Here is a 17256-nt window from a genome sequence, read left to right on the forward strand (position 1 = left end):
GGACGTCTTGGTCTTAGTCCCGACAGGAATGTCTTGGTCTTAGTCCCGACAGGAATGTCTTGGTCTTAGTCCCGACATGGGGGCGTCGTCTTAGTCCCAATAGGGACGTCTTGGCTTTAGTCCCGGTAGGGACGGCATAGAATAGCCCAGCCCTTCAGGGCTGGGTAAAAGGCGAACAAACCCCAAGTCCCGGTAGGGACGAAAGATGGTTTTCGGCGCCCCCGTCAACATCCCCCGCCGCAACATCCCCCGCCGCAACATCGCCCCCACAAACATCGCAACCGTGCGCAATCCCCAATTCGCCCCGACACCACCATTCACGAACAACGCTCAATCGAATGGTGCGAACATCCGACACCAAATCGTTTCGCGATGACGCAATCCAACAACGCGGAGACGTTCTTTCGTCCCTACCGGGACTTTGAACATAGGTGGCACCCCACCCAGCCTTGAAAGGCTGGGCTATTCTATGCCGTCCCTACCGGGACTAAAACCGCCACACCACCACACCGCCACTCACCACTCACCACTCACCACTCACCACTCACCACTCACCACTCGCCTCTCGCCTCTCGCCTCTCGCCTCTCGCCTCTCGCCACTCGCCACTCGCCACTCGCCACTCGCCACTCGCCTCTCGCCACTCGCCACTCGCCACTCGCTACTCGCCACTCGCTACTCAAGCATCCATTCCTCAAATTCCATCCCGTGTTTCTTAAGGATGGCTTCAAACTCTTGCACGAATGTAATTCGCCTGTGATGACTCGCTTGATTCTTGATATAAGCGATGGTGTCATCGACCCCGGAGATTCCGATGCTAAAAGCGCCGTAGCCTTCTTGCCACGAGAAACCTTGGAGATAAGGAAACGTCTCGTGTAGCCACTTGGAAGAATTGCCTTTCATGATCTGCAAAGCCTTGGCAATCGGAATGGTCGATGGCAGTGAAAGGAGAATATGAACATGGTCTTCCACTCCTCCCACTTGAAGGGCTTTCATCTTGGATTCGCGAGCGACGCCACCCAAGTAGGGCCAAAGTTGGTTGGCGACTTCCGCAGAAAGCCAAGGAGTTCGGTCCTTCGTGGCAAACACGATATGCAGAAGACAACTGATGTAAGAGTGCATGAGAGGGGCGTTCACTTTCTCCCCGCAGGCAATCAGGCTTCCCGCAGGCAATCAGGAATTCGGGGTGCAAATCTTGCCGATAGCCTCTCGTTATGAAACTAGAAGGATTGTATCTACCGGGCAGTGATCGACCTTATTCTAGCGATAATGCTTCTCCAGTTGGAAATCCTAAGCAGGCGACGCCACCGTTTTAATCCCAGCAGCGACGCCAAAGTCTTAGTCCCGGCAGCGACGTCTTGGCTTTAGTCCCGGCAGCGACGTCTTGGCTTTAGCCCCGGCAGAAACGTCTTGGCTCTAGTCCCGGTAGGGACGTCTTGGCTTTAGTCCCGGTAGGGACGGCATAGAATAGCCCAGCCCTTCAGGGCTGGGTAAAAGGCGAACAAAGCCCAAGTCCCGGTAGGGACGAAAGATAGTTTTCGGCGCCCCCGTCAACATCCCCCGCCGCAACATCGCCCCCACAAACATCGCAACCGTGCGCAATCCCCAATTCGCCCCGACACCACCATTCACGAACAACGCTCAATCGAATAGTGCGAACATCCGACACCAAATCGTTTCGCGATGACGCAATCCAACAACGCGGAGACGTTCTTTCGTCCCTACCGGGACTTTGAACATGGGTGGCACCCCACCCAGCCTTGAAAGGCTGGGCTATTCTATGCCGTCCCTACCGGGACTAAAACCGCCTCTCGCCACTCGCTACTCGCTACTCGCTACTCGCCACCACCTCTCGCTACTCGCTACTCGCTACTCGCTACTCGCCACTCGCCACTCGCCACTCCCCTAATCCTTCAAGCTCTCGATTAAGGAGACTTGTTGGATAACGCCGGCGGTGATGTCTTCGACTCGAATGTTGGCTTGAATGGACCGGAGGTCCGCAGGGAAGGGAGGAGGAACGTCTTCGATCGCGGGATCGGTAGCGAGCACTGGGACGGTAATTCCGTATCGACGAAGCCCATTGGGATAGTACCGGGTGTTGGCAATGACACCGGCGAGCTCACCATCTGAGTCAAACATGTCCGTGAAAGTGTCGAACGCTGTTTGACAAACCCGGACGCCGGGGGAGACAGAAACCGAACCAGAGCGGAGCAAGTAATACGATAGCTGATTTGTCGCTTCGATCCCGCTGTAATCGCTCACAATAAACGGCGCCAACGCTGTCAACGTCGCTCCTGAAAGCTTCGGATTCCCGACCCCTTTAATCCCCCAACCCATGTCGACATATGCGCCTCGGCTCGCTTCGACCAACGCGACATTGTTTCGAGCAAAGTTATTCGCCAATTCCCAAAAGCCTGGGTCGCCGGGTGTTAACGCGATGTCGTCTGACGCTGGCCATCCCGCTTCGGTGAAGTTATCCATAGTACCGTCTCCATCGTCATCAAATCCCGCGGTACCCCATCCTGCATCCCCTCCAGGATGGTAGATCTGCACCGCTGTCGCATCGAATGCTCTCAAATCGAACGAGACAACATTCGTCGCGACGATCTCCTCCAGGGTGAAGTCCAGAGTAGGGGGGGTGATCAAACTGCCATCGGTAGTCTTCAAATAGCGAACTCGCATAAACGCGGATGGCAAAAAACCACCATCGGGTTCGAAGGTTTCAGCCGACGCTCCCGCCAACACAATTCCTGCATTGTAGGCCCCTAACGACATGCCCAAACCGTTCGAGCGAAACACCAACGGGAATGTCGAGCCGACGATATTGCTACCATCCGTGACAGGGTAAACGCCGTGAGCAAAGCGATTGATCGGGTCTTGCAGGGAGGTAAGACTATTGGTTTGGTACACCAACTGGTTTCCTGACGATGTCGAAATCAACTCGGTTCGGAGACTCAAGTCACATCGCTGATAACCATTTGCCCCCACGCTGCGGAACGAACTCGGGCTTCCCGCGCTGGGTGGCTCCGGTCTCATGCGAAAACGTCTCGCATCGGTGGTGGAGATTGCCCCTTGCTCGCCTCCGACGTTCGGGGGTGTGATATTCAAATCGTCTCGGATGAGCAGTACGCGGCGACATAGCGCCATTTTATCGGGCATACCATCCGCATCGGGTATTCCATCTCCATCGCGATCGACAACCGGGATCACATCCGGCCACATATCGACCGGAGCGACTATGCCCGAGTCCAATCCATTGCCATCGGGCAAATTACTAAGAGGAACCATAAACCAAACGATCTCCGCGAGCTCGGAAGTGATCACGACGTCGGTTGCCCACTCTTCATCCCAATTGGTGACCGCAGGAGAAATTGTTCCGGTGGTGTTGTACTCATGATAACGAAGCAACGCCCTGGGAACCTTCCCGCGAAAGACCTCACCTGGCTTGGCACGCGCCGTGAACATCAGCATGTCATCCACATCCCCCCATTTGCTCGCCGACAAAAGCATCTCCGTGCTCATGGTCGCCGCATCAAAACCGGCGGGCCGATTGAAATTCATGGCGGTGAAGTCGGTCAGGCTGCCGTCGAGATACTTGAAGTACCCCCTAGGTGCAACCTGTTGTTGCGGTGTCGTACCATCCGCCGTCCGTTGTTCCAAATCCGCCTTGAGCAAGGTGACAATTCCGCGGAGCTGATCACTCAAATTGATCTTCGAACGCCCTTCGCTCACCCCGTCGCTCAATGTCTTGAAGCCTTGCGCCAGGGCGAGCATCATCAAGAGCGTCAGCGTGGTCGCAATCAACACTTCGATCAGTGTCAATGCGCGACGCGTTGCCATTCTCCCGGTCCTTGAATCGACAAGTGCGTTCAACATCGCTTTGGTGTTCCTGTTCATCTCTCGATCGCTCCCGTTCTACAATTGCGACTGGAGCAAAATGGTTCGATCGGCATTGAGCGTTTCCCCAGGTTTGTATCCTACGGGAACAGACCGATCGATAATAAAGAACTTGCGATCGCGAACGGGGCGCCCATCCGATCCCACATACTCATTCCCAAACTCATTGATCGGGTCGTATTCGAACAACGAGACCGTCACCCACACGGCGAAAACGTTCGATTGATTGGTAACCAAATTCGGCAACCGCATCGCTCGCTGCATGCGATCAAACGGCTGGGTCACGCTCACTTCGTCCGAAACATTATTGTTGAAAAGAAGCGGAGTATTGGATTGAGTCATCGAGTCGTTCGCAGCAACATCTGCCGAACGCAGCAAAGTCGTCTCCACGCCATACCGGCTTCGCATCCGGTTGGTCGCCAGAGCGTCGGTTGGATTGCTCAACGGGTCGCCAATAACTGGCGCTAGATTCGCGGACATCGCGGGACGGAATGCTCCGACAAACTCGGTGGGAAACTCCGGATGGAATGTACCGATCGATGAACCGAAGAACGCATTGCTCGGTACAGCACTGATATCGTAGCCGTGACGAGCTTGATTGAACGCTCCGGCCACATTCGTCCCCCGTGAGAATGCGAAATCAATCGCTTCGAGCGACCGACTGCGGCCTTGCTCGTTGAACGCGATCGTATTCAAGTTGATCTTTCCGGAGGCCACAAAACTGGGAATCCGATTGAACGGCGCGAGCAATGTAGGACCACGTGTGGTCGCAGGCTCCGAAACCGCTGGAGAACTAGGAGTTGCACCGTCCGCGAAGTAGTAGCCCTGCGGCAAGAAGGAATTGAGGTACCGCGCCGCGATCGGCGAACTGGTCGAGAGAGCCAGCAACTGATCGGGGGGTAAAAGTTTGTTGGCGTCGAGAAATGGTGGTTGCGTTTCCACGAATTCCAACAGCATCGGCCAATCGGCCATCAACTCCCCTCCCACAGGCTCCGAAACCGCCCAGAAAGATTTGTCGTGGCCGGCCGGAGTGGTGTGGACTGTGTTCCAAGCATTGACAGCCTGAAAGCTAGGCACGAACAAGAAGGGATTGAACTGGGTGGCGCTAAAGCCCGAGTGGAAGATCCCAAAATTGCCAGGATTGGTCGAGGGTACCATCGCCAATTCATAGGGATTCGCAAAGGGTCTATTGAACCACAACAATCCTTGCTGATGCGCCGTATACCCTTTATAAGCATCCGCCGGATTGTTGAACGGAGGTCCGAATCCATGAAAATCGTTGGCAATCGTCGCGGTGGTCGCAATCGTTCCCATCGCAGCGTCACGGTGGAATCCGACATTGGCATAACCAAAGGTCGTCGCACTCACTTGCGTCAATTCATTTCCAGTCCCTGGCCACGTTACTGCGCGATGGTAGCCGAGCTGGTATTGGAAATAGGATTGATAATTGAGGCTGTTCGGGCCCAAGGGTGGATCCGGTTGACGTGCACAATCCAGGATCAGATTTCGAGTCATCGGCGAATACATGCTCACGCCATAGCCCGGAGCTCCGCCACCCGTCGAAAGCGGGGACAATCGACCATCCTTGTATCGCGAATGGAACGCGATCTGGGCAGGTGTACCTGGATCATCGTTCAACTCACTTCCAACCGGTGCCTCTCCATTGAATACCGTCAGATCGATCGACATCCAATCGACCGTAATGTAAGGATTGCTGACCGGGTCGTAACCGAAATCAGGATCGGCTAATCGTTGAAGATACGCGACGCGAACGTTTTCGTACGTACCTGTTCGGTATCGCCCAACAGAGCCGATGTAAGGATTCCCCTTGTCGATCGGTTCGTCTGGAAAATTGCCGTTGATTGGCGATGCGGCAGTATCGAGATAACTGTCAGGAGGTGTCTGCGTATTACCATAGCCAGGAGTACTATCGGTTCGATTCGAATTCAAATCGTTTCCGTTCAATCGATACAAAGGTCGATTGAGATCGGTCCAAACATTCTTATCGGTCCCTCGAGTGTGAATCGGATGCGTTGGACCATGATATGGCGTAGGCAGACTGATATTGATTCCAACCCCATCTGGGAATGGAGTCGCCCAATCCGATCCTGGAGGCACAGCTGTGTCGTCTGGAGCAATGGTGGTGCAGATCAAGCCCTGAGGCTGCTTGATGTTGTTATTCACCCACGACTCATTCGCCAAGCGGTTGTTCAGCAAATAGGTTCGGACGGTCCCACCAGTCAAATCGATTCGTTGATAACTCGGCGAGAGAATCGGTCGGTTCGCAGGATCCCCCATCAGGTTGATGTCGAAAATATTGGGATAGGCCGCATTGGTAAACGGATTGTGCGTCAGCGAACCAACGCTCGTCTGCGATCGCGGGCCAATAACCAAATATCCCCCACCACGCAAAGCCGCATTGCCACTCGACGCGCAATAAACGCTCTGCTGTTGCAGATTGTTGGTACGGAGAGATGGCATGATATCGGGGATGTTTTGCCCCGTCGTAGGTCGCGTATTGGTGAACCAAATAAATCGCTCAAAGCCATCGAGACGACCATTGTCGGGAGAGACACGAGTCGGATCGTTGAGCAAGTACTGCAGACCATTTCCAACGTGTTGTTCGATATTCACCACATTGTTCGCAGTGATATTAGGGTCTCCCGACCTCGCAGGACTGGAATTGATCTGCTCATAGGACTGTTGATGAGTCGTTAACCCAATCTCTGGATAGGTCGATGCAGTGGGAGGTGCAGCCGTTTGTAATACTGCATTGGGATGTCGAGCCGTGTTGGCTTGCGCGACCGTGTAGTCTTGGGAAATTGCAATGCGCCATACGGGCTGGCTTCCCCAACCGGGTGACGCCGGAGCCATCTTCGCCAAATCCAATGCGACGACACCACTGCTAACTGTGTACAAACTGGATGGTACACCAGGCAATCCCATCGATCCTGGCCCCACTGTATTGAGTGGACTGTCGGTGGTCCGCGGATTGGTGACCTCTAAGAACAGTGAAGCCTGTGGAAAGCGGAATTGATCAAAGTCATCATCTGGATCGGTTGACTCCGTCGTCAGCTTTCCAGTCGAATCGCGATTCGTATCGCGCACTCGCTTGTCATGGATTGCCATGGCTTCGGAGAGCAAAGCCTCAGGCATCTCCATGCCCCAAACCACACCGGTGTAAATGCGATTCGATACCCCGTTGACCACGTTTCCAATTCGATCTGGAGCCCAGTAAGCGGCGCGCTCCGCAATCGGGGCCGCAGCATGCGATGGCCCTACCCCAAATGGAACGATGTCGTATTCGAATCGTGTCATGGCTCCGTCCGCATCGCGGAAGTCAACCACGTTGACTGCCCATTGAGCCAACGCACGCGCCCGAATCTGAGCCCTTGCCCAATAGTTCGTCGGAGTATTCGCAATCGCTTGCATGCCCGGGAAATTGTAATCGCGAGGTACAATCAACTGGGCCAAGCAATAGAGATTGCGAGCCAAGATTTGACGCGAACCAAGACGAACTCGCGTGATACTCGGGAAAGGGTTGGCGGGCGCGCCGTCTCCGACCGTAGCACCTGGTTTCCTGGACGCGGTCTGGTTCTCTCGTGTATAGGCACCCGCCGTCGGCGCACTACCAGGGAATAGCTCTTGCTCGCTGCCCAGAAGAATTTCTTGCGGTTCGTCGACTTGACCATCCCCATCATCATCAAAACCATCTCCGAATGGCCGATTCAAATCCATGCGAAGCCCCGATGCAAAATCAACGGGGAATAGCTCCGTTAGGGCGGCATAGCTGATCTCAGGATCGGTAGCCGCTGTACGATGGCGCTGCGTGTGCAACCACTGCAGATAACGCAGATAGCTCGGTGGCTGATGCTCGATCGAAACGGCATTGGAGCTGGTCCCGACTCGCATCGCTGCTGCAATGTTCGGATACCGCAACTCGCCACTGCGCGTCGTGATTTCATCGAAAATGAAATCATTGACGTTGGTGAAACCCGCTCGTGCGAAGACTTGCTTCAGACGGTCAGGTAACGAATTCGCATCCTGACTGTAACGACGCAAGATCGCTTCCAATTCGGTAAGTGCAAGTGGATCGTCCGAATTAGGACGCGATGCTACGGTTGACTCGTAGGGATCGTCAGCGATTTCATCTGCGACAACATTGTTGGTCGGTGAAAGGGCTGGGTTGCCATTCAAATCAAAACTGATGCCAGTCGAACCCCGTCGCTCCAAAGGCAATCCAGGCATTCGCCCGTGTTGATGCGTGGTGTGAAACTCCCGCTCGGCAATCTGACTGAGGGGATCGTTTGTGTTGCGAACCCCAGGAAATCGATCGAGCAAGCTGTTCGAGTAATCGATCGGACGAATCCGATAAAATGGGAACCGTCGAGCTCCATAACGTTCGTCGAAAAACGAGAAGTTGGTCGGGCTAGAAACCAAAACGGGCGAAACCGCTCCGGCATTGGCCGGTGGCGCCCCCGCTGGGCCAAAGAAACTCGGAAGCGAGATTTCAGCCGGTCCATATCCAAACCCATTGGTCAATAACGCTCCATTGCGCTTGAATGCACCCGCTACATTGAGAAATGCATCCGCCGTCGTCTGTGTCCGATCCCCCGCTGTGTTGAGGTTCACACGGCCATCGAGATCCTGAATCATAATCGCCGTCAAAGGCTTCAACCGACGCCCTTCCGGGGAATACACAACAGGCAAATTTGCATCGATCCAAACACTGTCAGGTACTCCGTCTCCATCGTTATCGACATCCCATGGACCTTCGATCATACGACGAACGTAGGCGATCAAATCTGCCGTGGTCGGTGTCGCCGAAAGACGTGGATAACTGGGATCGTTCTGCATAAACCCCGGATTCACGGCCCCGTAACTCATCACGCGAGCCGAGGACATATCGATGAGCTGCAAAAGCTGTTGCACTTGAGCGGGCGATAGACTTGCCGCAGAGCCCATCTTGTGGGCCAAGTGCTGAATGACTGCCGGTCGGTGATACGAAGGGGTCACCGAAAGTGTTGTTGGCCCCGTATAGGTCTTGTGAGCAAGCCAAGCATCGCGGAAATCGGGAACGTCGTACCCTTCGTTGCTGTTTCCATTGAGCCGGAACTCCAGAAGGTTATTTCGTGGAATTCCAATGGCATCCACGCCGACCTTCCCACCATCCAGAGGATTGGCGGCCATGACCGACGGATTCTGCAGATAGTCATAATCGGTAAGAATCATCGGCGAGAATTTGGGTCCCATCGTTGGAATCGTAAACAGCCGACGGCTATCGATGTTGCCGTAGTTGGGAACCGGAATCGGCCCCATACCGCTGGGTAAATAGGCGACCTCTTCAATACCGATCCCAGAGCTATTGAACGGGGCACCATTGATCAGAATGCTGTAGCCTTCAAAGGGCGAGCCTGCCGTTGGACGCGGCTGATAAAACAGGGAATCGATCCCGTTGGTAGCAATCCAATTGGGCAATGTCATCGTGACCGAGCGCAATCGCCCCCCCGAATAAATCTGCCCCTGGAACTGCTCCCCCTTGATGTCGTTCAAATCAATGAGGACCGAGTAAGCGGTTTGCTCCGCAGCCGCATCGGCATAAACCTTGCTCGACCAAGGTGTGTTGTCGACGTTCGGATCTGGGTTCTGAGGAAGGGAAGTGGAAGAAGTCGGTCGCACATAACCGATGTACTTCAAAATCCGGAACGATTGCCCTGCCAAAGGACCTTCTCGCACCGTCAAGATTCGCGAGTTGTAATCGTTTTCAAACTCCGACAACGCATTGGCTGTGCCGAGTTGAGGACTGAGTGTGATCTTCACCAATGCGACATCGGGTAGATTGCGAGTCACTGCGGTGATTGGGTTCACAGTGAATAGCTGCGCTCCCGAGGTCGCCGTCCATGCACCAAATGTCGTTTCAATAGGGCGACTGTCGTAGATGTCCCCCAACAGGTCATTCTTATAGAACGGCGACTGCGTATCATTCGTCCCGCGAACAGCCCCCAGGACGACCTTCAACGCGGAGCCTTCGACATCGAAGTTCGAGCGACGAGCGTTTTGCAACATCCCTCGACTCCCGGCGCGGGAGGCACTGGCGGCGACGACGTAAGTCACCGCGAGCAAACTGAACATGGCCAGCATGCCCAACGCGATCAACAGGATCAATCCGTTGGATCTCTGGCGAGATTGCAATTGTTTACGTTTCATAGGGACACTTTCTCTCATTTGTGGTGTGTGTGAGAGACGCTCTTTAACTTTAGTAGGATACCGTCATGGTGCGTTCAAATACGTGAACAACGTTGGGGATCAACGTCGCCGAGGTCTGTTGGTAATACGGAGTCGATGAATCTCCCACGGAGCTCAACGCCTGACCAACCCTCGCAGCGCTTTGGATCTCGTCCGTCGTCCAAGTCCACGCACCACCGCTTACGCGTACGGAGAGTGGAAATACATCGGAGGTCGGAGCCGATACCACGCGATACCATTTGTGTTTCTGTCGCAGAACAGCCGACGTCGGCACGTTGGCGGGATTGCGATAAAAGTGAACGACGTAGCGGGACAACATCAACCAATCCCCCGCCTTCAGCTTTGCCTCCATCGCATCCGTAATCGCAGGCGGCTGGGTCAAGGTAATCTCAAAGGTTCCCGACTGGCTCGGCTCGTCGGTCGTGATATCCCACGTCGCCCCGAAAATCCGCTCCCCCTCAACCGTGGAAGGCGTTTGTGCCAACGGTTGATATATCTCTCGGAGCAGTCGCTTCTTCTGAACCACAATGGCTAAGTCATACGCTTCCACTGCGATCGGAATGACGTAGTTTCGCATCGCTGCCTGATAAGCCGCTGTAGTGGCATAAACCGTTCGCGAAGGCAACTTGGACTTCTCCAGAATCGGCGTCGACTCAGCGGGAGTGATCAACGCCGACCACATAGGTGCCGTCGGAATCAACGTACTTTGAATGGGCAACGTGGTATTCATATTGTTCGTCGTATCAGCAGGATCCGTCGTGAGCAACATCTGCCGCCGCATCGAAAACCCCTGCGAATTGTCCGGCTTGATCGACACGATATCCCCGCCCGGCGTCACCGTCGACCGCGATATCGGCTGCTTCATCCATCCGCCGTTCGTTCCGACGTGATTCGCGTCATGAAGCGTCACACGCAACGCACGAGGCGTATTGGGGCCAAAGCCATCGGCATAGTAAGGAAAACGGGTTCGGCGAAAGGGAAGCCAATTGGCATCGTTCTGCATAACCTTCCCGCCGAAATCTTGCGCGACCCAAAAACTAGGATCCAAATAAAAGCTGGTACCCAGGGTTCGGTTTACGGCGAGGAAAGCTGCCTCTTCCATCAACTGCGTACTGCCCAATCCATCGAAGGAGAGCAAATCAAGATTCTTCGACAACAGGTCGTACTGATACTTGGGATTCGCAGGCGCAGGATTCCCCTTGCGACCATTGTTGTTGTAGAGATCCGTAAAGGAATAAAAGTAGGTCTTGTTCGAATCCCCTATGCTTGACAACTCATCGTCGATGACTTGCCACGGCTTCTCAAAGGTCGGTTTGAAGATCGCCTGCGATTCCGCCATCGCAACAGCGCTATCCCCGGCAACAACCGACTGAACCGTCGCGTAACTCTCATTAGCCTGTCGCGCTGCGAAGGGAACCATCGCTGCAATCCCGATCAAACCGACGAGAATGATCGAAAGAGCGAATAGGACCTCGACGACCGTCAAACCTCTTCGGGTTCTTCGTGATGGTGTTGGGTGCATCGTCATGTTCAGAACTCCTCTTACTGCCCGGTCGCAAACTGTGCGAATGCACGCTTGCGCGAAAGGGAAACGCAATCACCCAAACTCGGCGAGCTACCTAACAATCCGCCCGCAATGAGATCTTCCGGACGTATGGCGCCGATCGGCGACGCCGCTACTGCGCCCGAACGAGGACTAACTCGTACGACATAATTCGAAGGATCCGCCAGAGATCCGGCATAGGGCACCGTCGTCGATACGTTGACTTGATCGATACGACCTATATGCAAAAACAAGTCCTCCGCCGCATCGATCATCTTCAATGTAGCAGGTGGTCGATTGGATGGGAGACACTGATTGTTCGCATAAACGCGGCCAAAGGATCCGTCGGGATTGAAGACGATATAAATGGGGCGAAGCTCTCCTGGCTGCGGAACAGGCGCCAAAGCCGTCGGCGACGGGGCCATGGATATAGGACTCACCCACGCGCTAGAAAAACGCAACCGATAGTCGCGCGCCGAAGCCAAAGGGTCCGGGGTAATTCCAGCACTCGAGTCGAAATGATAGAGCTTGCGAGGCTCGGAAAATCCACTCACTGATAAATCAATACAGATCCCTCGGGGCAGGGTAACATTCTGCACCGCTATCGGCCTGGGTTTCGGGTACAGAGTGAAACTCTCCGCGCTCTTGGGTGCCAAATTGTTGATCGCGATTTCGGTCGGGTTGAGCGTCACATTCCCCGAAAGAAAGTAAAGAACCAACATCTGCAAACCGTTCTGCGTCGTGAAGCCTGTCTCTGCGATCACGAACTTTGCCTGCGATAAGCCGAAGCTGATCTCATTGCCGGCCACCAAGTTGTTCACGATGAATGTTCGAGTCCCGTGATCTTGTATCGCGTTCGATGACGTTCTTGTCTGCAGATAAATACCGACGCGATAGAACGGTGCAATCGGAGACAACTCCTGAATGGTTGGCTCGGTTGTTTCGACAGCCGGCATTCCTGTAACACTCGTGATTACAGTCGATGGCAACCCCATACTGTCGCTCGAAACCGGCATAGGCGACTCCGCCATGCTCAACCGAATACACGCGTTGTAAGGAATGTAGTTGATGAATGGATCGATATCCGAAGCGACAGGAGAGGCTGTTCCCGAAACTCCCACCTCAGCCCCTTCGATGCGTCCGTTTTCATCAGCATCGAATGGACGCGATGAAAGTCGCTCCAGCACCACCGCAACCGGCTTACCCGATGCGATGGCTCGAGACCTGGCTGCCTCCAAGTAGTTCTTCACGATGATCGCGGATTGCGAACCCCTGCGATCCGACAACATGGTCTTCACGCTGGGCAAGACGATCACTGCAAGGGCAGAGATGACCGCCAGGGTCACAAGCAATTCAACAAGGGTAAATCCTCGGCGATGATTCGTTATCATAGCGACGACGCATTCCCTTCAAGATTGGTAATGTTGTCCGAAGCTTCCCTCGGGAAGATAAACGACCCGAGCTGAAACCCAGGGTTGTTGCGCGGATACCAAGGATCGGGCATTGCACTTTTTCCACCGAGTACGCTGATGTTTGTATTCGCACCGTAATTCCACGAGAAATCGGCGGACGACCTCGTGTCGATCGCGGAAGAGAATCGCTGATCCGCCGCAGGGAGCGTTTCCAACTCCAATCGGATGCCGAACTGACCATCGATCCCCGCACTCACCACCAACGGCACACCCAATGGTCCGGACTCAAAGCCCGTGTTGCGCCCCGGATCACGCCCCATGCGATCGTACGATTCATCGCCGATCGACAACCTGGCAGATGCTCCACTCCCTCGCACCAGTAGCGGGTCCAACGGGTCGGGATGGGCCTGAACCACCCCCGAAAAACCGGCAGGCCAACGAAGCCAAGCGATCGGACGCCCCCAAGCGTCGATGAACTCTTTCAAGCCATCGGAATCGGTGTCACCGATCTCGGAAGCACCAAAGACCTCCATCGCACTCGAGCCGTCGTAGTTCGCGTCCTCGACGATCAAATAAAGGAGTTCGGCGTTTGCGTTGCTGAGTTCCCAACCTGGCACTGGAACAAAGTACCCACCTTGAAGCAGACTAAGCTTTCGCAACAATCGAATCGCTCGCGACGAAGGTTGAATGCGAGCCACCAACGGTCCTGCTGGAACCGCCAACCCTGTTACGATCGGGGACGCAAAGGTTTCCAAATGCCTGCGAATGAAAAAGTCGGGATCCGACCCCGTTCCGCCCGCGACGTTCGCTCGGCCGTCATACCACTTGATGTCGTCCTTGTTGTCCGGCATCTCAAAGCGAAGCCGATCGCGAATCGCTAAAAGAAACGACTGCTCCACGCGATCACCGCGGGTCGAGCTGTTGGTCGCAAATCCATCAAGCCCCGCAGTCGGTGGTATCCCGCTCCCGACGCGATTGACCGCGGGAAAGGAGGGATACCCGCGATACATGTTCCATCCCAGCGGCTCTTGCGAGTATTCTTCCACACAATCGATCAACACATTGCTGATCTTCTGTATGGTCGTTCGCGTCTTCTGCGTGAACGACTCTTGCTGGGCTCCACGATAGGCGATCGTTAGCATCCCCGCCAACGTTCCAATAATCGAGATGACAACGAGAAGCTCCACCAAAGTAAAACCTTGGGTGCAGTTTCTTGTTCGCATTCGTTGGTTTTGAATTTTCAACATAGCTTGCCTCTCGATCCCCGCGGGCCAATTTAAGAACCGATTTTACTGATTCACTGTGGTATCGCGGAATGTCGGCGGCTCGATGCAGCTCGCGACGTTATCCCACATGGGTTGCTTGTTGCTGTGCTCCGGCAATCGGTATTTCGAAGCGCCGCTAACTGGCACCCATCCGGCAGGGGTAGGCTCGTACCCTTGCCCCGTCGAGCTAAACAAAATGAACGGCGTTGCGCCAGGGCGCATCCAACCATAAAATCCGTCGATTCCTGGGCTGAGGATTTGAAACGTCTTCCCCGCTTCATAGCCTGCCGTAGGCAACGTAGCTAGCGTGGAAGCCAACAGGGGACGCGCAACACCATACAACGCATCATTTGGGTCTGACGGTGCAGTTGCACGGTGGTAATTGAAAAAAACTGTTCCATTCGGAAGTCCGAACTGATACGTCCGGCTATCGAAATAAACGTAGGGCGTGGTTGACGCATAAGAGCCATAAACGGGCAATGCATCGTCCGATGTAGGACCGTGCCCAGCAAATGAATCATCCGCAAAACTCAGACGCCCAGAATTAAACTCGTAAAACGAGTTCTCACGCTGCGGGTTTGACACAGGAATACCACCATTAACAACAAACGGACCACCTTTACCGGTAAATGGCTTCTGACCATCCGCGCTAAATCCTCCCAAGAAAAACACCAATGCCTCCGCAGGATCCATAACCCGAACATTGCCCGTCTCGATGTCATTTCGAACGCGGAGATTTCCACCGGACAGCGCCGGCCAGCCCGGGACTTGCGTAGTGGAGTATTGCGGATTCAAGAGATTTAGCTCCGACTGCAAAATACTCGGAAAGGCTTTTCTTAAATGAGTTTCCATCTTGCGCCAATCGCTTCCATCTGGTGGATAGTCGCCGTACTTCGTTCGATACTTCTCTACCGCATCGGCCAGCGACTGCACTTCGAACTTGACCATGCCATTGTTCATTGTGCGTCTTACTGCAAAGACGGCTGGAACGAGCAAGCCGACCAGAACACCGATGATGGATATCACCACCAACAGCTCCACCAACGTGAAACCCGATCGCTTCGCCATCCCCGTGCGGGCGAACAAGCCTCCTGCGCCCACGCTATGCAATCCCTTGTTTCGGTGCTTCTTCATGGCTTCTTTCCTTTCGCTTCCGACAACAGGGTGATCATCCCCCTGCCGCTCGCTTCTTCCGCCTCTTCCTGTCCCTATCTAACTCCCTCGCGATAAACCATTTATCGCAAGTCTCAATTCAAGTTGATTTGTCGCAATCTGAAACAAAACCAAACGATCCGGAAGCTTTTCTTTAACAATCGACTAGCGATGCAAAAGGAGTTCCACGTTTGCTGTTATTCCCTCAAATCTGAAAAGTATTCGTTAGCTCAAACTGGTGATCAAGGAGATCAGCGGCATGAACAACGAGATCACGATGAACCCGACCGCAACCCCGAGGAACACGATCAACATCGGCTCGATCAACTTGGTCAAGCCTTCGGTCATCACGCGCACTTCCTCGTCGTAGTTGTCGGCGATCTTGTAAAGCATCGTATCGAGTTCCCCGGTCTCTTCACCGACGTCGATCATGTTGACGACCAAGTCATCGATGACCCGGGTCTTCATCCGCAGGAGATACCAAAGGGCCATGCCGACCACCCCAGCACCGATCGTGATACCACTGATGACGATGAGCTGATCTCCAGCGCTAGCCGAGGCTGCCTTCGATCCCGCCTTCCCTCCTTGCTTGACCCCCTTACCTGCCGTCAACGCTACCGACATCATCATGATCCCGGGAAAGGCACCCATCCAACACCAGTAGAACAATGCCATGGGATGGAAACCTGGTGACGAATGCTCCTTCATCGGCTTGGCAATCACGTCCCCCTCGCGAATCGCATCGATCACTTTATTGAAGATGCGTTCGAACATCGCGTTCCCCGCCGTCTCCCGTGTGATGTTGAGGGCTTCCAAAATAGGTACACCCGATGTGATCAATGTCCCAAGCGTTCGAGTCGTTCTGGCCAAAATGTTGCGTTCAATCAAACTGCCGAAAACCGGTACCTTGATGATGAATTGATCAAAGCCCATCCGACCATGTTTGAATTTTCGAATGATCTTTCCAATCAACCAACAACAGATCGGCAATAAGAACATCAACCAGAAATAGTTCACGACATAATCGCTCATCGCCATGAGCAACAGCGTCGGAGGTGGTAGCTTCAATTCGAACTCGTCGAACATCTTCTTAAACGTGGGAACGATGAAGAACATAATCCCCGCGAGAATGGCGATCGCCACCAATACAACCGCGATCGGGTAAATGAGAGCTCCCTTCACCTTTCGCTTGAGCGATTCGGCACTTTCCAAGAACTCAGCCAATCGCTGAAGGATCGTTTCCAACGCCCCCCCGGCCTCACCCGCCTTGATCATGTTGACGTACAAGCGACTGAATACCTTCGGAGCTTTCGCCATCGCCTCCGACAACGTCAAACCGGTTTCGATTTCTTCGCAAACGTCCTGCAACGTGTACTTCAGTTTGCCTGGCCTTTGGTTGTTCTCGAGAATCTTGAGAGAACGAAGGATAGGCAAACCTGCATCTTGCAGAATCGATAGCTGCCGGGTGAACGTACAAATATGCTTGGTCTTCGCACCACCAATGGAGAAGCCTCGCTTCTTCTTCGCCTTGGTACCTGTAGCCGCTGCCGTCCCCTTCTTCAGGGACAGCTTGGTAACAAAGTACCCCATCTGCCGAATGGTATTCTGTGCTTCTTCTTCACTCGGCGCCTCGATCACGTCTCGGATTTCTTGTCCGGTCCGATCCATGGCTTCGAATTGATACATTGGCATGTTTTCGGTGTCCTTTGATGGTGGGCCCGCTGCTTGTCCACTCGAATTCTC

At 54.2% G+C, this 17256-nt stretch carries 8 protein-coding genes; all 8 read right to left on the minus strand.

All coding sequences use genetic code 11. The annotated features are described in order from the left end of the window. Window positions 1-673: 673 nt before the first annotated feature. Window positions 674-1120, minus strand: a complete 447-nt coding sequence (tnpA, locus tag SH467x_RS00645; protein WP_482369387.1) for an IS200/IS605 family transposase — start codon at window positions 1118-1120, stop codon at window positions 674-676. Window positions 1121-1903: 783 nt separating this feature from the next. Beyond that, entirely contained in the window at window positions 1904-3874 is a 1971-nt protein-coding gene (locus SH467x_RS00650) for a hypothetical protein (RefSeq protein WP_482369388.1), read from the minus strand. Between the two features lie 39 nt (window positions 3875-3913). After that, window positions 3914-10102, minus strand: a complete 6189-nt coding sequence (locus SH467x_RS00655; RefSeq protein WP_482369389.1) for a hypothetical protein — start codon at window positions 10100-10102, stop codon at window positions 3914-3916. A 49-nt stretch (window positions 10103-10151) separates the two neighbouring features. Continuing rightward, window positions 10152-11669, minus strand: a complete 1518-nt coding sequence (locus SH467x_RS00660; RefSeq protein WP_482369390.1) for a type IV pilus modification PilV family protein — start codon at window positions 11667-11669, stop codon at window positions 10152-10154. A gap of 14 nt (window positions 11670-11683) precedes the next feature. Then, the gene (locus tag SH467x_RS00665; RefSeq protein ID WP_482369391.1) at window positions 11684-13075 is read right to left on the minus strand and encodes a pilus assembly FimT family protein; all 1392 of its coding nucleotides are present in this window, start codon (window positions 13073-13075) and stop codon (window positions 11684-11686) included. Continuing rightward, window positions 13072-14319: a type II secretion system protein gene (locus SH467x_RS00670; RefSeq protein ID WP_482369392.1), complete on the minus strand. Its 1248-nt coding sequence runs from the start codon at window positions 14317-14319 to the stop codon at window positions 13072-13074. Before SH467x_RS00670 ends, SH467x_RS00665 begins: the two co-directional genes overlap by 4 nt. A gap of 66 nt (window positions 14320-14385) precedes the next feature. Further along, entirely contained in the window at window positions 14386-15495 is a 1110-nt protein-coding gene (locus SH467x_RS00675) for a type II secretion system protein (protein WP_482369393.1), read from the minus strand. A gap of 243 nt (window positions 15496-15738) precedes the next feature. After that, window positions 15739-17205: a type II secretion system F family protein gene (locus tag SH467x_RS00680; protein WP_482369394.1), complete on the minus strand. Its 1467-nt coding sequence runs from the start codon at window positions 17203-17205 to the stop codon at window positions 15739-15741. Between the last annotated feature and the right edge of the window lie 51 nt (window positions 17206-17256).

Origin of the sequence: Brakhagea slesvicensis, from assembly GCF_052161625.1 — a bacterium.
In the GTDB taxonomy this organism is placed as follows: domain Bacteria; phylum Planctomycetota; class Planctomycetia; order Pirellulales; family Pirellulaceae; genus JBKCUI01.